This is a genomic window from Pseudomonas sp. 1912-s (assembly GCF_029269205.1).
GTDB lineage: Bacteria > Pseudomonadota > Gammaproteobacteria > Pseudomonadales > Pseudomonadaceae > Aquipseudomonas.
This window is the reverse complement of sequence record NZ_JARIXR010000001.1, coordinates 399,287-419,601: the sequence shown is the minus strand read 5'-3', so window position 1 is coordinate 419,601 and position 20,315 is coordinate 399,287. Positions and strand designations below refer to the sequence as shown.

The following is a 20,315-nucleotide window of genomic DNA, read 5'->3' as shown; positions in this document are numbered from 1 at the left end:
GGCCGAGTGGCGGGTTATTTTAAGATTTGTCTGATGTTAGCAGCGGTTTTTCCACAGACTTTGGAAATATCAGTGCCCGCCAACTGCAGGCTTGCCGTGTGCCCTGTGCCCCGGCTTGAAGCCATGGAATCGCGCACGCCACACAATCGCGAAGCCCACCGCCAGCAGCGCCAACATCGCCCATGGGAAAGAAGCCACACCCCAGGTATCGAGCAACACTCCGCCGACCACACCACTTCCCGCAATCGCACTGTTCCAGGCCACCACGTTCAGCGACAGTGCCACGTCAGCCCCGTCCCCGGCCGCGTCCGCCAATGCCGTTTGCAGCAACGTTGCAGCGCCGCCAAAACTCAGGCCCCACACCGCCACACCGAGGTAAATCACGCCCTGCACCTGCGCCAGAAAACCGAACGCCAGGCACGTCGCCGCAAAGGCCGCCAGGCTCACCAGCACCGTGTTGCGCAGCGCTGCATCCACCAATCTGGCGGTCATCCAAATCCCGACCAGCGCCGCCACACCAAACACCAACAGCACCAGGTCCACCCGGTCCACCAACCCCGCCGGGGCCACAAACGGGGCGATGTACGTGTAGAGAATGTTGTGGGCGAGCATCCAGGCAATCACCACCGCCAGCACCGGCCGCACGCCCGGCGTGGTCAGTACCTTGCGCAGGGCCATGCGCTGATGGGCCGACTGGCCGGGGTAGTCCGGCACCTTCACCAATACCCACACAATCAATACCAACGTCAGCGCCGACATGACGCCGAACGTCGTGCGCCAGCCCACCAGCCCGCCCAGCCAGGTGCCCAGCGGCACCCCGAGTGACAACGCAATCGGGGTTCCCACCATGGCCAGCGCCATGGCCTTGCCCTGTTGATGCGGCGCCACCATGCGCCGCGCATACCCGGCCAACAAACTCCACGCCAGCCCCGCCGCCATCCCGGCGAGGAACCGCGCCAGCAGTGTCAGCCCATAGTGGGACGACAGCGCGGTGATGGAATTGAACAGCAGAAAACCGACGATAGTCAGCAGCAGCACATTGCGTCTGCGCCAGCCGCGAGTAGCAATGGTCAGTGGGATCACCGCCAACACCGAGCCCAGCGCATAGGCGGTGACCATCTGCCCGGCCATGGACGCTGAAATCGACAGGCCGTCGCTGATCAGCGGCAACAGGCCCGCCGGCAGGGTTTCGGTGACGATGCAGATAAAGCCGGTCATGGCCAGGGCGAGCAAGGCGCCGATGGGCAAGCGGTCGGGGACGGCGTCTGCCGATAAGGTGGTTGAGGGGGTCACAGGGAAACTCCTTGAAGAAGAGGACTTAAGTACCGATCGATATAAATGTTGGGCGCCCTACGCAGCGTTGTCAACGACTTATGTATCGACTAGTATTTATCTCATCACCCGAGAGGATTTCCACATGGCACAGATGGGCCGCCCCCGCACCTTCGACCGCGACCAGGCCGTGGAACAGGCCATGCACCTATTCTGGCAGCACGGTTACGACGCGACGTCCCTGAGCCAGTTGAAAGCCGGATTGGGCGGCGGCATCTCCGCGCCGAGTTTCTACGCGGCGTTCGGCTCCAAGGACGCGCTGTTCCAGGAGTGCGTGCAGCGTTATCTGGCGACCTTTGCCCAGGTCACCGAATGCCTGTGGGATAACAGCCTGCCGCCGCGCCAGGCCATCGAGACCGCGCTGCGCCAATCGGCGCGCATGCAGTGTGAAGACAGCCACCCCAAGGGCTGCATGGTGGCTTTGGGCGTGATGAGCGCGCCCTCCCCCGAGAGCGCGCAAGTGACCCATGCGCTGACCCATTCGCGGGAGCGCACCCGGGCGGGCATCGTGCATTGCGTGGAGCGCGGCATCAGTGCCGGCCAGTTGCCCGCCGAGACCAACGCCCGTGCCATGGCCACGGTCTACGACAGTTTTCTGCAGGGCGTGTCGATCCTCGCCCGGGATGGCGTGGAGGCCAGCGCCATCGACGCCGCAATCGGCCAGTTGATGCTGACCTGGGATGTGTCCGCCGCTACAGCGCCGCCCACTCGGTACGGTGCTCCAGCAGAAAGTCGACAAACGCCCGCACCCGATGGGGCACGTAGCGGCCGTGGGGATACAGCAAGGTAAACGGCCGCGAACGTCCGCCGTAAGGCTGCAACACCTCCACCAGGCTGCCGTTGGCCAACTCTTGCTCGACGATGAATTTGTAGGTCTGGAACAGCCCGGCGCCATGCTTGGCCAGGGTCACGCCACCCAGCACATCGTCGGAGCAGCTGTACCCGGCCTCACCGGCAAATTCCCGCTCCTTGCCATCGGCCTGGAACAACCAGGAAATGCGCCGCCCATTGCTCGGCAATTCGTACTGGATGCACTCATGGACCGGCAAATCCTCCAGGGTCTGGGGCGTGCCGGCGCGCTGCAGATACGCCGGCGATGCAACCACCACCAGCTTGGCGTCTTCGAGCAAGCGCGCGATCAGCGTCGAGTCCGGCTGGGCGCGCACGCGGATCGCCAGGTCGTAGCCTTCGGCGACAAAATCGATGTTGCGGTTGCTGATGTGAATATCCACGGTGACCTGCGGGTACAGCGCGCGAAATTTCGGCAGCAGCGGCAGGATGCGGTGATGGCCGTAAGTGGTCGGGATGCTGATGCGCAACAGCCCGGACGGCACCGATTGCGCGCCCATCATTTCCTGTTGCGCTTCCACCAGTTGCGTGAGGGCCTGGCGGCATTGCTCGAAAAACGTCCGGCCGCCATCGGTCAGGCGGATGCTGCGGGTGGTGCGCACAAACAGCCGGGAGCCCAGGCGCTCTTCCAGCCGCGAGATGCTGCGGCTGACGGCCGCCGGGGTCACGCCCGCCACTTGGGCGGCGGCGGTAAAACTGTTGGCCTCGGCGGCCAGGCAGAACAGCTCGATGCTGCCCAGCTGCAAGTCTTCGAAATGGCGCTTCATGATTGATTACACCGGGTATCCGCTGAACGACTGCCCTACACTTTCCTACGTTTTGGCGCACCAATACAGCGAATTCACTGATCAATAGAAGCGATATCACATTGACATTACTTCTTTCCAAAAAAAGCTTATATGTTCATACTGAGGCCCCTATTAAAGCTCGTGTCGCAGACTAGATGACACCGCATAGACCCAAATGACTCTCAAGGACGAATACCATGCCGGATGTCTCAGTTGAAATCTCGGAAACTGAAGCGCTCAACCAACTGATAAATCTCGACCCCCAAGCTGAAACTTCAAAACGTCACGGCATGGATGGGATCACTGTATTTACTGTGGTAATGACACTCGCCCCTTTGGTGATAAAAGGTATAGTCGACATCGTCAACGCCCAACTTGCTGCGAGAAAGCACGTGCGGGTCACCGTGAAAGGTGTTGAGATACGCGGAGTTAGCGAAAAAGCGCTACACGCCATAGTCGACAAAGCACTCAAAGCAGATACCGAACGGTGAACGGCGCCGAAAGAGTTGACCGTCTAATAAGTGCTACGCGCATGAACGTACAGCAGCGTGTAAATACTGACCTATACGAATCGACCATCGACAAAATAAAGATTTTCGCCGAAAGCATGGATATTAATTTAAATATCAGAATAGTCTACTCACCTAGCCGCCAGGCCGAGACTAGAACTTTTGGCGAGCATACTTGGCTAATATACGACCAGTACATGGGCCAGTCCATGAATTTGCTGAACCGTATATTTATAGAAGCAGACGATGACGAACCAGCATTTATATACTTCCATAAAGTTCTCTCAGAGCGATTACTTGAAGTAGGGAACCTTAACGAATCACTTCATTGCGCGTCAATTTATGCCCAAGAGCGCGACAAACTCAAGGGTAAATTTACAAATGAGAAACTTCGCGACACCTTGACTAATGCTCAAGAGCGTTTCTATTTCTACCATGAGTTTGGTCATCGCATTTATGCAGAACCCAAGCTACAGCCTTTAGTGCGAGAGCAGGTTCAACGTCTAGTTGAGGAATGCATCACGCAGAAAACCCTGCCACTAGACGAATTGATTCTTCAAATGCGGGCCGCCCCTCCAGCGGCCTATCACCACATGGATCTTGAACAGCTTATCAACGAGATCAGAAAAGACTTTATTAGTAAAAAAAAGTGCGACTTCACTCAAGCTACGCTTGCAGCCTTAGTTGACCCAGCAATTCATGAAGAGATATTTTGTGACATCTTGGCTGCCGACCTGTTATCCGTGGACGCCATCGTTAACGAATTAGATCAAACTGAAATTTTACGTGCTATTTATATCGGATTTTATCATCTCCAGGCATTTGAATACATTCGTCGATTTCCCAACTTACCAAGAGGCAACGGCCCCGTAGGCAGCGACTGGAAAAGAGACAATATGCCGAGAATCCAAGCCCGCAGCCACTGTTTAAAGTCTCATCTTTTATTTAGTTACGAAGGTCACTTACGCACTTTTTCAGAATTCGATGACGAGGCCATTTCAGCCAAAATCGAAAGCTTCGCAATTCAACTAATGGATGACCAGAAACGCCATTACGATTTAATTTTCGACATCACCATGAAAATATGTGACAACTTGCGCAGAGGAAATCGTATAGCAAAGCTAGGCAAGAAAGCGAAATCTCGCATAGAACCCAAAGCGCCACGTAGTGCAGCAAAAGGCAAACCCCTGACATCGGATGAGATCAAGGACATTATTTTAATCACCACTGGCTGGTTTCACGACGACATGCGGCCTGAACCCACTTCATCACTACCCTAAAATCCCTGATGCAGAGCGGGGAGAATAGGCACTTGCGCTGTCTACCGTCCCCCCGCTAACCTTGCGAATAATTCTTATCCGCAGACACTCCCGACATGTCCGCCAGCGACCTTCCCTTGAACCAGGCCGTCCATATGCTCTACGCCGAGCACCATGGCTGGCTGTTCGGCTGGCTGCGGAAAAAGCTCGGTTGCCCGCAAAACGCGGCGGACCTGTCCCATGACACCTTCGTGCGCATCCTCGCCTCCCGCGATGCCCTGGGCGGCATGCGCGAGCCTCGGGCGTTCCTCACGACCACGGCGCGCCACCTGATCATCGACCGCGCCCGCCGCCGCCAGATCGAGGACGCTTACCTGCGGGAACTGGCACTGACAATCGACCTGCTGGAAAGCTGCCAGCAATCGCCGGAACAGATCCTGCTGACCCTCGAAGCCCTGGAGCAGATTGCGTTCGTGCTCGACGGCCTGGCGCCGAATGCCCGGCAGGCGTTCCTCATGCATTTCCTGGAAGGGCTGCGCCAGGCTGACATCGCCAGCCGCCTGGGGATTTCCGAGCGCATGGTGCGCAAACACCTGATGAACGCCCTGGTGCACTGCCACCACGCGCTGGATGTTTGAGCCGATGCTTGACTCCCCGCAGAGCCTCGACGAGCAGGCCGCCAACTGGATAATGCGCCTGCACGACGGCAACCTCAGCGAGCGCGAGCGCCAGCAGTTCGAGCAGTGGAAAGCCCAGGACCCGCACCATGCTGCCGCAATCGAGCGCCTGCAAGGCTTCGTCGGCCGCTTGCAGGCGTTGCGCCCGCAACACGCGCCGGTGCAGGCCGCGCTGGATGCGGCGTTGGTGAAACGTCGGCGCAACCCGGCCGGCAGAGTGGTGCTTGGGTTGATGCTCGCCCTGCCCCTGGCGTTGCTGCTGCGCAGTTATCCGCCGAGTTATTTACTGGCCGACCAGCGCACCGCGCCGGCCGAGTGGCAGCGAATCGACCTGGACGACGGCTCGCAGTTGATCCTCAGCGGCAACAGCGCCGTGGACCTGACCTTCAACCCGCAGCAACGCCAGGTGAAGCTGCTGCGCGGGGAGATCCTCGTACAGGTGGCCCACGACGCCACGCGGCCATTTATCGTGGTGACTGAGGACGGACAAATGCGCGCACTCGGTACCCGCTTCACGGTCAAGCGCGAGGCGCCCGGCACGCTGCTGACCCTGCTTGAATCGAAGGTCGCCGCCCAGGATGCCAACCATCACCCGGCCGTCGAGGTCAGCGCCGGTGAACAGGCGCGCATCACCCCGCAAGCGGTCACTCCGTTGGGCCATGTCGACACCCGGGCGACCAACGACGCCTGGCAGTACCACCAACTGGTGGTCCAGGACCGGCCGCTGCCGGAAGTGCTCGATGAACTCGCCCGCCAGTATGGCGGACACCTGCAGTTCGACCGCGAGCAACTGGCCGACCTGCGGGTGTCGGCGGTACTGCCGCTGGACGAGCCACGACGTGCACTGCAACTGATCAGCGATGCGTTCCCGGTGCGGGTGCGCTCGTTCAGCCCGCTGTGGTTGAAGATCGAGCGCGAAAAATAAACCGGCGCGCCGGGTTCCGCTTTTTTTAATCGCCCCGTCAAGGAAGAAAGCACCTCATCACAGGAACCTCTTCCATGCCGTCGGATTTCAGCGTTTCGCGCCACCCCACGCGTTCTTTCGTGCCCCTTGCCCTGGCGATCAACCTGGCGACGTTTTCCCTGTTGGGCCTTGGCATCAGCTCGCCGGCGGCGGCCCAGAGCGAGGTGCAGCGCTACGCCATTGCACCCGGTGCCCTGGGTCCGGCGCTGAATCTGTTCGCCCAGCAGGCGCGCGTGGCGTTGCTGTTCGATGCCCGCAGCGTGGCCGGTTTAAGCACCGCCGGGTTGCAAGGCGAGTTCGCCGTCAACCAGGGTTTTGTCCGGCTGCTGCAAGGCAGTGGTTTCCAGGCCGTGCAAGGTGCCAACGGGTTTGTGCTGACGCCGGTGAGCAACACTTCGGGCTCACTGGAACTGGCGCCCACTTCCGTGACCGGGCTGACCGAAGAAGCCTCCACCGAACACGTCAAAGGCTACGTGGCCACCCGCAACCTGAGCGCCACCAAGACCGACACGCCGATCATCGAAACCCCGCAATCGCTGTCAGTGGTCACCAGCGACGAAATCCGTGATCGCCAATCGGAAACCCTGTCCCAGACCCTCGACCTGACGCCCGGTTTCACCAGCCAGCCCACCAGTTTCAACCGCACGTCGGACCGCTTTCGCATCCGGGGTTTCGACGTCGAGTCGGCCACCGGCGGATCGTTGCGAGACGGCCTGCGCCTGCAAAACAACTCCTACGACGGCGTGCAGGAACCCTATGGACTGGAACGCGCCGAAGTGATTCGCGGCGCGGCATCGGTGCTCTACGGCCAACTGTCGCCGGGCGGGCTGATCAACACCGTCAGCAAGCGCCCGAGCCAGACGCCGTACCACGAAGTGAACGTGCAGGCCGGGCAAAACAATCGCAAGCAATTGTCCGCCGACTTCACCGGCCCGCTGGGCGACAGCGAGACCTTGAGCTACCGCCTGACCCTGCTGGACCGCAAGAGCGACACCAGCGCCGACCACATCAACAACGACAAGGTCTACGTCGCCCCGGCCCTGACCTGGCGCCCGGATGACGACACCTCGCTGACCCTGTTGTCGTTCTACCAGAAGACCGAGACCCGCTTCTCGGCGCCACTGCCCTATCAGTTGGTAAAAGGCGTCGGCGACGGCAAGTTCCAGATTGGCCGTCACGACTTTATCGGCGACCCGAACTACGACGAAATGAACGGTGAGATGTCGGCGCTGGGCTACGAGTTCGAGCACCGGTTCGACGAGCACACCCGCCTCAGCAACAAGCTGCGCTATTACCAGTCGGAGGTGACCTGGCGCTACCTGCAAGTGAACGCCACGCCCGCCTTCATCGCCACGGCGCAAAACACCGGCATCCTGCGCCGCCAGTACAGCGACCGCGTCGAACGTTCCCGTGGCCTGGCCAGCGACACCAACCTCGAAAGCAAATGGCAATTCGGTGATTGGCAGCACACCTTCCTGCTGGGCTTCGACGGCTATGACACCAGTTACGACTCCCACAATTTCCGTGGCAATGCACCGTCGTTGAACCTGGCGAACTACGCCAACAACCAGCCGGTGGTGGTCAACCGCGCACCGAATACCGACCGGGGCTCGCAGATCGATGCCCTGCAAAAAGGCGTGTATTTCCAGGACCAGATCAGCTTCGACGAACACTGGATTGCCGTACTCGGTGGCCGCCACGACTGGGCCGACCAGGACACTGAACTGTTTCGCAACTCCGCTAAAACCAGCCAGAGCGACGAGGCCACCACCTGGCGTGCGGGGCTGGTGTACAAGGCTGACAACGGCCTGGCGCCCTACCTGAGCTACAGCGAGTCATTCTTTCCGGTGGCAGGCGTGGACAAGACAGGGCAAGCGTTTGTACCCACCGAAGGCAAGCAATACGAAATCGGCATTCGCTACCAACCCGAAGGCAGCGCCACCTTGCTGAGCGCCGCCGTGTATCAGTTGGTGCAAAAAAACGTACTGACCCAGGACCCCACCGATATCACCTATTCGGTACAAACCGGCGAGGTGCGTTCCCGTGGGCTGGAGCTGGAGGCCAAGACCGAAGTCACGCCGAACCTCAGCCTGATCGGCTCTTACGCCTACATCGACGCCCGCATTACCAAAAGCAATATCGCCAGCGAAATCGGCCAGCGCAGCGAAGACACGCCCTACCACCAGGCTGCCCTCTGGGCCGATTACCGCCTGGCAGAACTCGGCTTGCCGCAACTGCGCCTCGGCGGCGGAGCGCGCTATAAAGGCACCACCCAAGCCTCCGGCGTGCCGTCAGAGATGCCCGCGTATACGCTGTATGACGCCCGCGCCAGCTACGAGATCGACCCGCATTGGGAAGTTGCGCTCAACGCCAATAACGTCACCAACAAACGCTACACCTACTGCGAGTTCGCGATTTGCCGGTATGGCGATGAGCGCCAGTTGGTCAGTTCGGTGACGTATCGTTGGTGAGTGTGAGGCGTCCGGCGATCTTCGCCACCCGCTCGCCGTAGAGCAGCGCGGTCTTCATGTCGCCCTCGGGAATGCCGGAGGCGTCCGCATCCGCCGGGGCCTGTACGATCAGGCCCACCGAGCCGCCCAGGTTGTTGACGTCGTTACGGGTGGCGGCCACGGTGTTGGCCGGCAGCAGGCCCAGGCTGACCCAGATGCCGCCGTGTTGGGAAGCCAGGGTTTGCAGGCCGATCAGCGTGACCTGTTTGTCACCGCTGAAGCTGGCGCTCACGGTAAAGCCGCCAAACACCTTGTCTTGCCAGCCCCGGGTAAACCAGTACTTGGCGGTGGCGTCCGAGAACTTCTTGAACTGCCAGGCGCTGGAGCCCATGTAGGTGGGCGTGCCGAAGATGATCCCGTCGGCGGCGCTCAACAGTTCCCAGCCGTCTTCGGGAATATTTCCCTGTTCGTCCACTTCCAGCAGCCGCGCGCCTGCGCCTTCAGCCACGGTCTCGGCGACGCGGCGGGTATGGCCGTAGCCAGAGAAAAACACCACTACTGTGTTGGTCATGTGCAGCTGTCCTGTCAGGATTTTTGAGTAACCATACTGACCAGTCGGTTTGACTCTCGTCAAGACGTGACCCTAGACTCTTTTTCAACTGTTTTCGAAAAGGCGGGCATAACGATGGGGCGACCTTCACGCAAGGACGAGCTGCTGGCAGCAGGCATTGCGGTGTTACATCGCCAGGGCTATGCCGGTTCCTCGGTGGACGCCATCGTGGAAGAGGCAGGCATGCAGAAAGGCTCGTTCTTCGGGCATTTCGGTTCCAAGGAAGCCTTTGCCAGCGAAGCCCTCAAGGGCTATTTCAACGGCTGGACCGCCAATGCCGAAGCCATCCTGGCCAACACCGAGCTGAATAACCTGGGCAAGCTTGAGGCTCTGGTGCGGATTTCTACGCCCGGGGACTGCGAGGATTACGGCTATGGCTGCCTGATCGGCAACCTGGCCGCCGAGATGAGCATGCGCCACGACGACGTGCGCAACACCCTGGTGGATATCCTTGCCGAGTGGGCCAGGCCATTTGCACAACTGGTGCGCGAGGGCGTGGCCAGCGGGGAGTTTCGCGCCGGGCTGGAGCCCGAGGCCACGGCGCGCTTCTTGATCAATGCGCTGCAGGGCAGCGTACTGCGCGGCAAGGTGGACCGCACCACCGAACCCTACGAGGATTTCCTCTCACTGGCCTCCACGTTACTGCTGGCGGATGTGTGAAAGCAGCGCCGCACTCAGCGATTCAGGGTGGCCATGTAGCGGACGCTCGGGCCGTGGGCGTTGAGTCCGGGGTCCAGGTCATTGACCACGGCGTAGCGTTGCATCAACTGCGCGCCTGCCGAATGGCTGACCATGATGATTTCCTTGAGGGCCGGGAATCGCTGCCGGTCGGAAAGGTAGTGCACCACGTCATCAAGCACCTGGAAAGCCGGGATGCCCTTGTGGCCATATTGCGATTCGATGCCTTGCGCCCACTGGTCCCGGGGCCACAGGGGCATGTCGTCGCTGGCGCCTGCATCCTCCGGGGTGAGGAAGTCGGGGGCCAGCAACAGCGTGCGTTCGCCGGAGAACTTGGCGGCGCCCGCCAGCCTGGTGTGTTCGTCGCGGATGATCACCACGGCGCGCTCGACGGATTTGGGCGGGTTGTAGAGATCGGCGCTGGCGTAGAGCAGGAACGGGTAGGCCTGGGCGTCATGGCCCAGGCGCAGGACCTGGCGAGCATCAGTGTCGTGCCTGGCGTTGGCCCCGGCCTGGAGGTCGACGCTGGTGCAACTGGCTCCCACCGTCATCCAGGCGAAGGAGATCAGCACAGTGGCGAAGGTGCTGCTGCACTTCATGTCGGCAGTTCTCGTGTTTTTCAGAAGCCTATCAGCGCGGTTGCCCCCTGAAAAATATCCAGATAATGCGACTTGAATACTTTAAACATATGACGCTCAACCCCTGGCCTGGCTGAGGCGTTCACAGAACCGTTCCCACACCTGCGGGTTCAGCAGATGCGCCGGGCGCTCGCCCCGCAGCATCGCGGCGATCTGTTGCGCCGATGACCTCGCCACATTGCGCCGCCCGCCGTGGGTGACGCCCGCCGTGTGGAAGGTGGCGACCACATTGGGCAGCGTCATCAGGGGCGCGTCCTGCGCCGGCGGCTCGCAGGCCCACACGTCGAGGCCGGCGCCCCCGAGGTGGCCGTTATTCAAGGCCTGGAACAACGCCGCTTCGTCATGAATGCCGCCCCGGGCGGTGGAGACAAACACTGCGCCCGGCTTCATCGCCGCGAACTGTTCGGCCCCCATCAGGTGGTGAGTCGTGGCGTTCAACGGGCAGTGCAACGACACGTAGTCACTGCGCCCCAGCAACGCCTCCAGGGTCACCGGCTGTGCGCCCCGCTCGCGGATTTGTTCAGCGCTCAGGTACGGATCGTACGCCAGCACCTCCAGGCCAAAACCCTGGGCGATGCGCGCCGTGCGCCGGCCGATTTCACCGAGGCCGATCAGCCCGAGGGTGTTGCCGTGGATCTCTTCGCCCATCAGGTCTTCACGGCTGAAACCGCGTTCACGGCGCAGTTTGTTGTCGGACTCGACGATGCGCTTGACCACCGCCAGCAGCAAACCGAAGGTGTGCTCCGCCACCGAAAACGCATTGGCGCCCGCCTGGTTCACCACCGCGATGCCTGCACGGGTGCAGGCATCGACGTCTACCGTATCAAAGCCCGCGCCACCGGAAGACACGCAGAGCAGATCAGGGCACTGCGCGATCAACGCCTCGTTGACGAACCACGCCCGAGGCAGCTCGTCCTTGGCCGCCGACACATGGTAGGCATGGGCCCGGCTCAGGGCTGCCAGGGTGCGCGGGTCCTCGCCCTGATGAGCCAGCACCTGCAGCGCCAGGTTGGCCTCGCTGGAAACTAGTTCGTCAAACACGGGGCTGATCCATAAATCGAGCCGACAAACCTGCATGACGCGCGACGAATCGTTCATCCGGGATCCTTCAAAAAAAGTGAGTGGTTCAGGGTTTGGCGTGAGCCAGGGGCGATGCCAAGGGCTCGCGGTGATCCTGCGCACGCGCAGCGGGCCGTGGTTCGATCATGGTCAGCACGGTGGCGAAGGTGATCAGCGAACACACACCCAGGAAGCCGAACACGTAGTCCCAACTGAAGCTGTCCAGCAGCAGGCCGACCACGAACGGCGCGAAGGCCCCGCCCAGCGAGCCGCCGGTATTGACGATGGAGGCGGCAAACGGCACCCGGTCCTTGGTCGCCAGGCCCATGGGGTACACGAGGAAGGTCGAGAAACCGATATTCAGCAACACGCCCGCCAGCAGGAATACTGCCGCCAGCAACGCCGGATCGCTCGGTGAATGCAGCAGCACAAACATCATCACCACCGTGGCCAGCGAACTGATCAGCATGGCCGGCTTGCGGCGCTTGTCGAAGACCCGGTCCGACAGCCAGCCACCCAGCAGGTTGCCGATCACCGCGCCCACCCACGGGGCCGACGCCACCGCGCCCATGGTGATCACCGAAAACTGTTTGACGGTGATCAGGTAGGTCGGGATCCAGGTCATGATCGAATAGGTAATGCCCACCATCATGAAATAGCCGAACGCACAGGCCCACACATTCCACGACGCCAGGATGCTTTTGTTGTCGGCCAGGGGTTTGACGTCGCGGCTGCGAATCAGCCTGTCGACCCATGCCGGCATGCGCACCATGGGCCTGGCCACCACCTGCCCGTGCACCTCGGTGCCCTGGATATGCCGCACTTCGCTGGGCGATACATACGGGCTGTCCGCCGGGTCATCCTTGACCAGCCACCACCACAGCAGCGCGACAAAGAACCCCGGCACGGCAAAGAAGTAGAACACCTCGCGCCAGCCATACAGGTGCACGATCCAGGCACACAACGGCGGTACAAAGGCCGGCGCGAACTTGATCGAGGACATGAAAATACCGGTGGCCAGGCCCTTCTCGCTCGGCGGAAACCACCGGTTGATGATCGACACGATCCCGATATTGATCGGCCCTTCCGCCGCCCCCAACAACGCCCGCGCCAGCTTCAGTTGCAGCACGCTGCCGGTGAAGCCGATCAAGAGCGTGGCCAGTGAGGTCAGCACCAGGGAGCCGGTGAGCAGCTTGCGGATGCCGTACTTGCCGAACAGGTAGCCCGCGGGAATCTGCACGATGGCGTAGGTCAGGTAAAACAGGCTGGCCAGGGCACCGATGTCGGTGTTGCTGAGGTGGTATTCCTGCTTGATGAAAGGCACCACCACGCCGATGTTCGCGCGGTCGGCGCCGGCAACCATATAGGCCAGGAAAAACAGGGCCGCCACAACCCAGCGAAAGCCGCTGGCAGGCTTCGAATCCGCGTTCATTTCTTCACCGATTTTATTGGATTTATGGTCGGTAACTTCGTGAAGGGTCATTCACGCCAGTAGGCCGTGAGCCAAATAGTGCCGAGGAAATTTAAGTAGACATAGGGATATTCCGTGAACTAAAAATATTCCAAACCCAGATGAGACAACACCTGTGGCCACCTTCAAACAGCTGGAAGCATTGATTGCCGTGGTCGATCACGGCACCTTCGAGGGTGCTGCCACGCGCCTGGGGCTGGTGCAGTCGGCGATCACCCGGCAGATCCAGGAACTGGAGCACTGGCTGGGTTTCCCGCTGTTCGACCGCAGCGGGCGCAGCGCCAAACCGACCCTGATGGCCGCCGAAGTCGTGACCCACGCCCGGCAGGTGCTGCTGCAACGCGACATCGTCAGCAGTTGCCTGATCAGCCCCGAGGTGTTGAGCCGCAAACTGCGCATCGGCATTACCGAACTGAGCGCCCTGACCTGGCTGCCGCGCCTGATCAAGGCAATTTCGACCCACTATCCCAAGGTCCGCATCGAGCCGGAAGTGGAGCTCAGCGTGCGCCTGCACGGGTTGCTGATGGCGGGCCAGGTGGACGTGATCGTGGTGCCGGATGCCTTCAGCTCGAACGGCCTGGTCAAGGTTGCGCTGGATGCGGTGCACAATAGCTGGTTCTGCGCCCCGGGCCTGCTCGACCACCAGCGGCCGCTGGCCCTGGAAGACCTGACCCGCTACACCCTGCTCACCCAGGGCAAGCTCTCAGGCTCAGGGTTGCTGGTAGACCGCTGGCTCGCCACCCGGCACGCCAGCCCCCAGGCGCATATTCCCTGCAGCAGCCTGGCCGCGCTGGTCGGCCTGACCGTCTCGGGGCTCGGCGTCACCTACCTGCCCGACTCCACCGCCGCACCCTACCTGGCGAGTGGGCAACTGGTGCGGCTGTGTGTCGAGCCGCCGCTGCCGTCGACACCCTATGTGGCGCTCGCCCGGGCCGACAGCTACAGCCCGTTCCAGCGGCATGTCATCGAGTTGATCCGGACCCATTGCGACCTGCACCACCCCTATCAGCGGGAGGGCCTTGAGCATGATTAACCTCAAGCAGATTGAAGCGTTCTACTGGACCTTGAAACTCGGCACCTTGCAGCGTGCGGCCACGCAGTTGTTCCTCACCCAATCGGCGGTCACCAAGCGTTTGCAGGAGTTGGAAAAGCAGGCGTGCCTGCCGCTGTTCGAAGGCGCGGGGCCCAAGGCGCACTTGAGTGCCAAAGGCGCCGAACTGCTGGAGGCCTGTGAAGGTTTGATCGACAGCCTCGCCAGGCTTGACGGGCTGCGCGGAGCATCGCGGCACGCCCTGCGCACAGTGCGCATGGGGCTCACGGAACTGGTGACGGTGACCTGGTTTTCGGACTTTGCGGCGCGGGTGAAAGCAGTTCACCCGGAGGTGGCCTTGCACCCGGATGTTGACCTTTCGGCGTCGCTGCAAAGGAAGTTGCTGGATGGCGAGCTGGACCTGGTGGTGATCCCGCAGGACTACGTGACGCCGGCAATGGCGGCGATCGATTTGCAATCCGTCGAATTCACCTGGTTGGCACCGGCGGGCCTGGCGTTGCATGCGCGCTCGCTGTCCCTCAAGGAACTCGCGCAGTGGCCCGTTATTGTCCAGGGCGCGCACTCGGGGATCACCCAGCGTTGCGAGCAGTTGTTTGCCCGGGCGGGGATCGAGTTCAACCGCGTGTATGGCAGCAACAGCCTGTTCGCGCTGGTGGCGTTGATCCGCGCCGGGGTCGGGGTCAGTTGCTTACCCCGAGGGCTGTTTGGTGATGAGGTCCGGCGTGGCGAACTCCAGGAAATGCTCCTGGATACCCCGCCCGAGCCGGTCAACTATCAACTGGCCTTCCTCAAGCATGGCCACCTCGGCCTGACTGCCTCCCTGGCAGAGCTGGCCAGCCAGTGCGCGGCGGCTCATACAAACCGCTGAAGCAACAGCCGGGAAAAATCGCAGCATCGGCGGGCCAGTTGCGCAACGTTGCGGTTCAAACCGAGCTGGCGGTCCGAGCGGTGCAGGGCCACATAACGGATGCTCGGCAAGGCCGGTTCGGTGACCAATACCCGCAATGCCCCCGCCTCTACCAGGTGTGAAAGGCAGGCCGTGGGCAGGTAGCTCACGCCCACGCCTGACAGGGTCAGGCCCACCTGAACCAGCAGGTTATGGCTGGTCAGGGTGCGGGGCAGCTGCACCTCGTGGGCCGCCAGCCAACGCTCGTAGGTCAAGCCGGTGCCCGACTGCGAGCCCTGGGTCAGCACGGTGTAGTCCGCCAGCACCCCGAGGCTGACCGGGTCGTTGTCAGGGATCAGCCCGGGCACGCACATCCAGGCATTCTCCACACTGCCCAGCGGCGTACTCAGGAACCGCGAATCACTGTAGGCATCGGGCACGATGACCAGGTCCAGTTGATCACTTTCCAGTTTGCGAAACAGCTCGCTGCTCAACTCCACCGACGGCTCGATCTGCACCTTGGGATAAGCCTCGCGCAGCGCTTCGACCAGGGCGGGCAACCAGGTCAATGCGGTCAGCTCGGTGACCCCCAGGCGAAACCTGCGCACCAGCACTTCCCGGGCGCTGACCCGCTCCAGCAGGTAGTCACGGCGCTCCAGCAGGTCCTTGCCGTAGTCGAGCAGCTCGGCGCCTTTTTCGGTCAACCGCGCATTGCGCTTGCTGCGGTCGAAGACCTGCACATCGAAGGTTTCTTCCAGCTCCTGGATGCGCTTGGAAATCGCCGACTGCGACATATTCAGCTTGTTCGCCGCGGCCTCGAAACTGCCCAACTCGGCAATCCAGTACAACGCGTCGATTTGCTTGAACGTGATCATCGGCCACCTCCCATGAGAAAAAGCGATCCTATCAGATAATAAAATATCGCTAAAACTGTATGTTCATCGCTCCTAAGATCTAGCCACAGTCCAACAAGATCAATCGGAGATACGCCATGTCCTTGCCCGGTTCCCGCATCCTGCCCAACCCGCCCCTGGCTTCTGCCGAGGTGCTTGAAGCGTTTGCCCAGGTGGTCACCCCGCACATCAGCGACAACCTCGGCCGGCACATCGGCGCCCGGGGGCTGAACCGCTACAACCGCACCGGCAAGCTGGTGGGCACCGCGCTCACGGTGAAAACCCGCCCCGGCGACAACCTGCTGATCTACAAGGCCATGAGCATGCTGCAGCCGGGCCACGTGCTGGTGGTGGACGCCCAGGGCGACACCAACAACGCGGTGATCGGCGAGCTGGTCAAGCTCTACGCCCAGCAACGCGGCTGCGTGGGGTTTGTGATTGACGGGGCGATTCGGGATGTCGCGAGCTTCGAGGACACCCCCTGCTACGCCCGCAGCGTGGTGCATTGCGGCCCTTACAAGACCGGCCCGGGCGAGGTGAATGTGCCGGTGTCCATCGGCGGCATGTTGATCAACCCGGGGGATTTGCTGGTGGGCGACGAAGACGGCCTGGTCGCCTTCTCCCAGGCCGACGCCGCCGAGGTGCTGCGCAAGGCCGCCCAACACGCCGCCCATGAAGAAGAAGTGAAAGCCGAAATCGCCACCGGTGCGGTGCGCCAGAGCTGGATGGACAAGGTCTTGAAACAGGCCGGCCTGGCGGATTGAAGGGGATCATCATGAGCACTGCATTTCTGTCGGACCGGGTGCTGGGCATTGCGCCCTCCCCGAGCATCGCGGCCAACGCGCTGGTCACCGAACTGCGCGCCCAGGGCCGGGACATCGTCAACTTCACCGTGGGCGAGCCGGACTTCGATACCCCGGCGCATATCCTCGAAGCCGCCAGCGCCGCAATGCACAGCGGCGACACTCACTACACCGCCACCACCGGCACCCTCGCCCTGCGCCAGGCCATCTGCCTCAAGCTGAAACGCGATAACCAGCTGGACTACGGCCTCGACGAAGTGGTCGCCGGCTGCGGTGGCAAACACATCATTTATCACGCCCTGGCGGCGACCCTGAATCGCGGCGATGAGGTCATCGTGCACACGCCGTATTGGGTGTCGTACCCGGACATCGCGCGGCTGAATGACGCGACGCCGGTGATCATCCCCGGCGACGAATCACTGGGTTTCAAACTCTCGCCACACGCCCTCGAACAGGCGATCACCCCGCGCAGCAAATGGGTGATCCTCAACAGCCCGAACAACCCCAGCGGCGCGGTGTACAACGAGGCCGAACTGCTCGCGCTGGCCGAAGTGCTGCGCCGTCATCCCCACGTGTTGATCATGGCCGACGAGATCTACGAGCACTTCGTCTACGACGAGGCACGGCATGTATCGCTGACCCGACTCGCACCGGACTTGAAGCCGCGCACGCTGATCGTCAACGGCGCCTCCAAGGGCTACGCCATGACCGGCTGGCGCCTGGGTTTCGGGGCCGGCCCGGCCTGGCTGATCGCAGCCATTGCCAAGTTGCTCTCGCAAACCACCACGTGCCCCAGCTCCCTCAGCCAGGCCGCTGCGGTGGCCGCATTCGCCGGCGACCAGGCGCCTATCGCCGGGATGCGCGAGGTGTACCAGCAACGTCGCGAACGCATGCTGAGCTTGTTGAACGACATTCCCGGCGTGACCTTCACCCCGCCCGACGGCGCGTTCTACGTGTTCGCCAACGTCGCCGGGTTGATGGGTAAAACCACCGGGCACGACGAACGGATCACCAGCGACACCCAACTGGCCGAGCACCTGCTGCGTGAACACGGCCTGGCGACGGTGAGTGGTGCGGCGTACGGCATGTCGCCGTATATCCGCCTGTCGTTTGCCAGTTCCCTTGACGTGATTGAAGAAGGTTGCCGTCGCCTGAATGAAGCGTGCCATCGATTGCGCTGACGGATTCCCGCCCCACCCGGCGGCCACGGATGGCCGCTCACTGACTGCCTAGAACAACACTCATAATCATTGATATAAATGAGGCATTCCCATGCATACGCCCCGCATCGCGCTGGTCTGGCAGATCCTGATCGGTTTGCTCGCCGGCATCGCCATCGGCGCCCTGCTGCACCGTTTCCCCGAATCCCGGCCATGGCTGATTGAAAACCTGCTGCAACCGGCGGGCGATATCTTTATCAAGCTGATGAAGATGATCGTCGTACCCATCGTGTTTTCCTGCATGGTGGTGGGCATTGCCGGGCACGGTGACGGCAAGTCCCTGGGGCGCATCGGGGTCAAGTCCCTGAGCTATTTCTTCTGCATCACCACCCTGGCGATCATCGTCGGGCTGGTGATGGGCAACCTGCTCAAGCCCGGCGCCGGCACCGAGTTGTCCAGCCTGCAAGCCAGTGCAATGACCTTGCCCACCAGCAGCGCCGGCGGTGGCCACAGCCTGGGGCAGATCATCGTCGGGATCATCCCGGACAACGTGGTCAACGCCATGGCCCAGGGCAGCTTGCTCTCGGTGCTGTTCTTTGCGGTGATGTTTGGCCTGGGGGTTTCGCGTTTGCCGGCCGAACGCAAGGACCCGGTGATTGCCGTGCTGCGCGGGGTGTCGGAGGCGATGTTCAAGGTGACGTCGATGATCATGGCCTACTCGCCCATTGGCGTGTTCGGGATGATCGCGGTCACCGTGGCCAACTTCGGTTTCAGCTCGCTGTTGCCGTTGGCCAAGTTGATCATGGTCAGCTACGTGTCCATCGCGTTCTTCGTGCTGGTGGTGCTCAACCTGGTGGCGCGGCTGTGCGGGATCAACCTGTTTGCGCTGATGCGGCATATCAAGGATGAGCTGATCCTGGCGTTTTCCACGGCCAGCTCCGCGGCGGTGATGCCGCAACTGATGAAGAAGCTCGAAACCTACGGCGTGCCGCCTTCGCTGGTGAGCTTTGTGGTGCCGGTGGGGTATTCGTTCAACCTGGACGGTGCGTCGCTGTTCCTGGGGATCGGCACCTTGTTTGTGGCGCAGTTGTATGGCATCGACCTGAGCCTTGGCGACCAGGCACTGCTGGTGGTGACCATGGTGCTGACGTCCAAGGGCGCGGCCGGGGTGCCGGGGTTCATGTTCGTGATCTTGTCGGCGACCCTGGCGAGTGCGGGCTTGCCATTGGAGGGCATCGCCTTTATCGCCGGGGTGTATCGCCTGATGGAAATGCCGACCACCGCGTTGAATGTGCTGGGCAATGCCCTGGCACCGCTGGTGATCGCCAAGTGGGAACGCCGTGACGGCGCCGCTGACACCTGTGGTGAGGGAACAAGCTCCCTCGCCACAGGGAGCGCTGGGGTCAGTCGAGGTCCGACGCGTCATGACGCTCGCGCAGTTGCTCTGACGGCTCGCCCGAAACGCGGTTGACCCGGCGCCCACGCTGCACCGCAGGCCGCGCTTCGATGGCATCGGCCCAACGCAGCACGTGCGTGTAATCCTGTACCGAGAGAAACTCTCCACCCTCATACAAGCGGCCTTTCACCAGGCCGCCGTACCACGGCCAGATCGCCATGTCGGCAATGGTGTACTCGTCGCCGGCGATGTATTCGCGCTCGGCCAACTGCTTGTCCAGTACGTCCAGTTGACGCTTGGTTTCCATGGCGAAACGGTCGATGGCGTATTCGATCTTGGTCGGTGCGTAGGCGTAGAAATGCCCGAAACCACCGCCCAGGTAAGGCGCGCTGCCCATTTGCCAGAACAACCACGACAGGCACTCGGCACGGGCCGCAGGCTCGATGGGCAGGAACGCGCCGAACTTCTCGGCCAGGTACTGCAGGATCGCCCCGGATTCGAACACCCGAATCGGCTTGGGCCCGCTGCGGTCCAGCAATGCGGGAATCTTCGAGTTCGGATTGACCCCGACAAAGCCGCTGCCGAACTGGTCACCGTCGCCGATCTTGATCAACCACGCATCGTATTCCGCCCCCGTGTGCCCCAGGGCCAACAGTTCTTCCAGCAGGATCGTGACCTTTTGGCCATTGGGCGTTGCCAGGGAATACAGCTGCAACGGATGACGACCTACCGGCAATTCCTTGTCGTGGGTCGCACCCGAGATGGGCCGGTTGATACTGGCGAAGGTGCCGCCGTTTTGGGTCTTCCAGGTCCAGACTTTTGGCGGTACGTAATCAGTCATG

The 20,315-nt window shown here is 61.7% G+C and carries 20 protein-coding genes; 12 read left to right on the top strand and 8 right to left on the bottom strand.

From position 1 onward, the window contains the following. Window positions 1-69 precede the first annotated feature (69 nt). Complete coding sequence (locus P3C29_RS01890; protein ID WP_201122619.1) at window positions 70-1,293, bottom strand: MFS transporter; 1,224 nt, start codon at window positions 1,291-1,293, stop codon at window positions 70-72. A gap of 124 nt (window positions 1,294-1,417) precedes the next feature. Here P3C29_RS01890 and P3C29_RS01885 point away from each other — a divergent pair, with 124 nt between their 5' ends. Next, complete coding sequence (locus tag P3C29_RS01885) at window positions 1,418-2,122, top strand: TetR/AcrR family transcriptional regulator (RefSeq protein WP_201122617.1); 705 nt, start codon at window positions 1,418-1,420, stop codon at window positions 2,120-2,122. On the opposite strand, the gene P3C29_RS01880 is transcribed toward P3C29_RS01885, so the two are convergent. Then, window positions 2,025-2,948: a LysR family transcriptional regulator gene (locus P3C29_RS01880; RefSeq protein WP_275963788.1), complete on the bottom strand. Its 924-nt coding sequence runs from the start codon at window positions 2,946-2,948 to the stop codon at window positions 2,025-2,027. The two genes, P3C29_RS01885 and P3C29_RS01880, sit on opposite strands and share 98 nt — an antisense overlap. Before the next feature lie 218 nt (window positions 2,949-3,166). Here P3C29_RS01880 and P3C29_RS01875 point away from each other — a divergent pair, with 218 nt between their 5' ends. The 5 genes from P3C29_RS01875 to P3C29_RS01855 all read left to right on the top strand — a co-directional run bounded on the left by P3C29_RS01875 (window position 3,167) and on the right by P3C29_RS01855 (window position 8,849). After that, window positions 3,167-3,460 carry a hypothetical protein gene (locus P3C29_RS01875; RefSeq protein WP_275963787.1) on the top strand — a complete coding sequence of 98 codons (294 nt, stop codon included), beginning with the start codon at window positions 3,167-3,169 and terminating at the stop codon, window positions 3,458-3,460. Window positions 3,461-3,501: 41 nt separating this feature from the next. Beyond that, entirely contained in the window at window positions 3,502-4,758 is a 1,257-nt protein-coding gene (locus tag P3C29_RS01870) for a hypothetical protein (protein WP_275963786.1), read from the top strand. A 95-nt stretch (window positions 4,759-4,853) separates the two neighbouring features. Further along, window positions 4,854-5,375, top strand: coding sequence for a sigma-70 family RNA polymerase sigma factor (locus tag P3C29_RS01865; protein WP_275963785.1), 522 nt, complete (start codon window positions 4,854-4,856; stop codon window positions 5,373-5,375). Window positions 5,376-5,379: 4 nt separating this feature from the next. Next, window positions 5,380-6,339 carry a FecR family protein gene (locus tag P3C29_RS01860; protein WP_201122611.1) on the top strand — a complete coding sequence of 320 codons (960 nt, stop codon included), beginning with the start codon at window positions 5,380-5,382 and terminating at the stop codon, window positions 6,337-6,339. Between the two features lie 74 nt (window positions 6,340-6,413). After that, window positions 6,414-8,849, top strand: coding sequence for a TonB-dependent siderophore receptor (locus tag P3C29_RS01855; RefSeq protein ID WP_275963784.1), 2,436 nt, complete (start codon window positions 6,414-6,416; stop codon window positions 8,847-8,849). Here P3C29_RS01855 and P3C29_RS01850 read toward each other — a convergent pair. Beyond that, window positions 8,824-9,399, bottom strand: coding sequence for a flavodoxin family protein (locus P3C29_RS01850; RefSeq protein ID WP_275963783.1), 576 nt, complete (start codon window positions 9,397-9,399; stop codon window positions 8,824-8,826). The genes P3C29_RS01855 and P3C29_RS01850 overlap by 26 nt on opposite strands. Window positions 9,400-9,513: 114 nt before the next feature. Between P3C29_RS01850 and P3C29_RS01845 the strand changes: the two genes are divergently transcribed. Next, entirely contained in the window at window positions 9,514-10,098 is a 585-nt protein-coding gene (locus tag P3C29_RS01845; RefSeq protein ID WP_275963782.1) for a TetR/AcrR family transcriptional regulator, read from the top strand. Window positions 10,099-10,112: 14 nt separating this feature from the next. Here P3C29_RS01845 and P3C29_RS01840 read toward each other — a convergent pair whose 3' ends face one another. The 3 genes from P3C29_RS01840 to P3C29_RS01830 form a co-directional block, all read right to left on the bottom strand. After that, window positions 10,113-10,715: a hypothetical protein gene (locus P3C29_RS01840; protein ID WP_275963781.1), complete on the bottom strand. Its 603-nt coding sequence runs from the start codon at window positions 10,713-10,715 to the stop codon at window positions 10,113-10,115. A 96-nt stretch (window positions 10,716-10,811) separates the two neighbouring features. Then, complete coding sequence (locus P3C29_RS01835) at window positions 10,812-11,852, bottom strand: hydroxyacid dehydrogenase (protein ID WP_275963780.1); 1,041 nt, start codon at window positions 11,850-11,852, stop codon at window positions 10,812-10,814. Window positions 11,853-11,880: 28 nt separating this feature from the next. Then, window positions 11,881-13,245 (bottom strand): MFS transporter, encoded by a 1,365-nt coding sequence (locus P3C29_RS01830; protein WP_275963779.1) that lies wholly within the window; start codon window positions 13,243-13,245, stop codon window positions 11,881-11,883. Window positions 13,246-13,399: 154 nt separating this feature from the next. Between P3C29_RS01830 and P3C29_RS01825 the strand changes: the two genes are divergently transcribed. Next, window positions 13,400-14,317 (top strand): LysR family transcriptional regulator, encoded by a 918-nt coding sequence (locus tag P3C29_RS01825; RefSeq protein ID WP_275963778.1) that lies wholly within the window; start codon window positions 13,400-13,402, stop codon window positions 14,315-14,317. Continuing rightward, window positions 14,310-15,203, top strand: a complete 894-nt coding sequence (locus tag P3C29_RS01820; RefSeq protein WP_201122596.1) for a LysR family transcriptional regulator — start codon at window positions 14,310-14,312, stop codon at window positions 15,201-15,203. The genes P3C29_RS01825 and P3C29_RS01820 overlap by 8 nt, the downstream gene beginning before the upstream one ends. Here the strand turns inward: P3C29_RS01820 and P3C29_RS01815 are convergent. Next, window positions 15,188-16,096, bottom strand: a complete 909-nt coding sequence (locus P3C29_RS01815; RefSeq protein ID WP_010175927.1) for a LysR family transcriptional regulator — start codon at window positions 16,094-16,096, stop codon at window positions 15,188-15,190. The genes P3C29_RS01820 and P3C29_RS01815 overlap by 16 nt on opposite strands. A gap of 116 nt (window positions 16,097-16,212) precedes the next feature. On the opposite strand from P3C29_RS01815, the gene P3C29_RS01810 reads away from it, so the two are divergent. From P3C29_RS01810 to P3C29_RS01800, 3 genes are all read left to right on the top strand, one after another. Continuing rightward, entirely contained in the window at window positions 16,213-16,878 is a 666-nt protein-coding gene (locus P3C29_RS01810; RefSeq protein WP_010175929.1) for an RraA family protein, read from the top strand. An 11-nt stretch (window positions 16,879-16,889) separates the two neighbouring features. Beyond that, window positions 16,890-18,098, top strand: coding sequence for a pyridoxal phosphate-dependent aminotransferase (locus P3C29_RS01805; RefSeq protein WP_275963777.1), 1,209 nt, complete (start codon window positions 16,890-16,892; stop codon window positions 18,096-18,098). Window positions 18,099-18,189: 91 nt separating this feature from the next. Further along, window positions 18,190-19,548: a cation:dicarboxylase symporter family transporter gene (locus P3C29_RS01800; RefSeq protein ID WP_201122591.1), complete on the top strand. Its 1,359-nt coding sequence runs from the start codon at window positions 18,190-18,192 to the stop codon at window positions 19,546-19,548. On the opposite strand, the gene yghU is transcribed toward P3C29_RS01800, so the two are convergent. Further along, window positions 19,481-20,314: a glutathione-dependent disulfide-bond oxidoreductase gene (gene yghU, locus P3C29_RS01795; RefSeq protein WP_275963776.1), complete on the bottom strand. Its 834-nt coding sequence runs from the start codon at window positions 20,312-20,314 to the stop codon at window positions 19,481-19,483. The two genes, P3C29_RS01800 and yghU, sit on opposite strands and share 68 nt — an antisense overlap. Window position 20,315: the final 1 nt, after the last annotated feature.

Excerpts from the sequence above, each read along its gene's own strand:
- P3C29_RS01885 (WP_201122617.1), top strand. The coding sequence starts at position 1,418 with ATGGCACAGATGGGCCGCCCCCGCACCTTCGACCGCGACCAGGCCGTG.
- P3C29_RS01880 (WP_275963788.1), bottom strand. The coding sequence starts at position 2,948 with ATGAAGCGCCATTTCGAAGACTTGCAGCTGGGCAGCATCGAGCTGTTC.
- P3C29_RS01875 (WP_275963787.1), top strand. The coding sequence starts at position 3,167 with ATGCCGGATGTCTCAGTTGAAATCTCGGAAACTGAAGCGCTCAACCAA.
- P3C29_RS01870 (WP_275963786.1), top strand. The coding sequence starts at position 3,502 with ATGAACGTACAGCAGCGTGTAAATACTGACCTATACGAATCGACCATC.
- P3C29_RS01865 (WP_275963785.1), top strand. The coding sequence starts at position 4,854 with ATGTCCGCCAGCGACCTTCCCTTGAACCAGGCCGTCCATATGCTCTAC.
- P3C29_RS01860 (WP_201122611.1), top strand. The coding sequence starts at position 5,380 with ATGCTTGACTCCCCGCAGAGCCTCGACGAGCAGGCCGCCAACTGGATA.
- P3C29_RS01855 (WP_275963784.1), top strand. The coding sequence starts at position 6,414 with ATGCCGTCGGATTTCAGCGTTTCGCGCCACCCCACGCGTTCTTTCGTG.
- P3C29_RS01850 (WP_275963783.1), bottom strand. The coding sequence starts at position 9,399 with ATGACCAACACAGTAGTGGTGTTTTTCTCTGGCTACGGCCATACCCGC.
- P3C29_RS01845 (WP_275963782.1), top strand. The coding sequence starts at position 9,514 with ATGGGGCGACCTTCACGCAAGGACGAGCTGCTGGCAGCAGGCATTGCG.
- P3C29_RS01840 (WP_275963781.1), bottom strand. The coding sequence starts at position 10,715 with ATGAAGTGCAGCAGCACCTTCGCCACTGTGCTGATCTCCTTCGCCTGG.
- P3C29_RS01835 (WP_275963780.1), bottom strand. The coding sequence starts at position 11,852 with ATGAACGATTCGTCGCGCGTCATGCAGGTTTGTCGGCTCGATTTATGG.
- P3C29_RS01830 (WP_275963779.1), bottom strand. The coding sequence starts at position 13,245 with ATGAACGCGGATTCGAAGCCTGCCAGCGGCTTTCGCTGGGTTGTGGCG.
- P3C29_RS01820 (WP_201122596.1), top strand. The coding sequence starts at position 14,310 with ATGATTAACCTCAAGCAGATTGAAGCGTTCTACTGGACCTTGAAACTC.
- P3C29_RS01815 (WP_010175927.1), bottom strand. The coding sequence starts at position 16,096 with ATGATCACGTTCAAGCAAATCGACGCGTTGTACTGGATTGCCGAGTTG.
- P3C29_RS01810 (WP_010175929.1), top strand. The coding sequence starts at position 16,213 with ATGTCCTTGCCCGGTTCCCGCATCCTGCCCAACCCGCCCCTGGCTTCT.
- P3C29_RS01805 (WP_275963777.1), top strand. The coding sequence starts at position 16,890 with ATGAGCACTGCATTTCTGTCGGACCGGGTGCTGGGCATTGCGCCCTCC.
- P3C29_RS01800 (WP_201122591.1), top strand. The coding sequence starts at position 18,190 with ATGCATACGCCCCGCATCGCGCTGGTCTGGCAGATCCTGATCGGTTTG.
- yghU (WP_275963776.1), bottom strand. The coding sequence starts at position 20,314 with ATGACTGATTACGTACCGCCAAAAGTCTGGACCTGGAAGACCCAAAAC.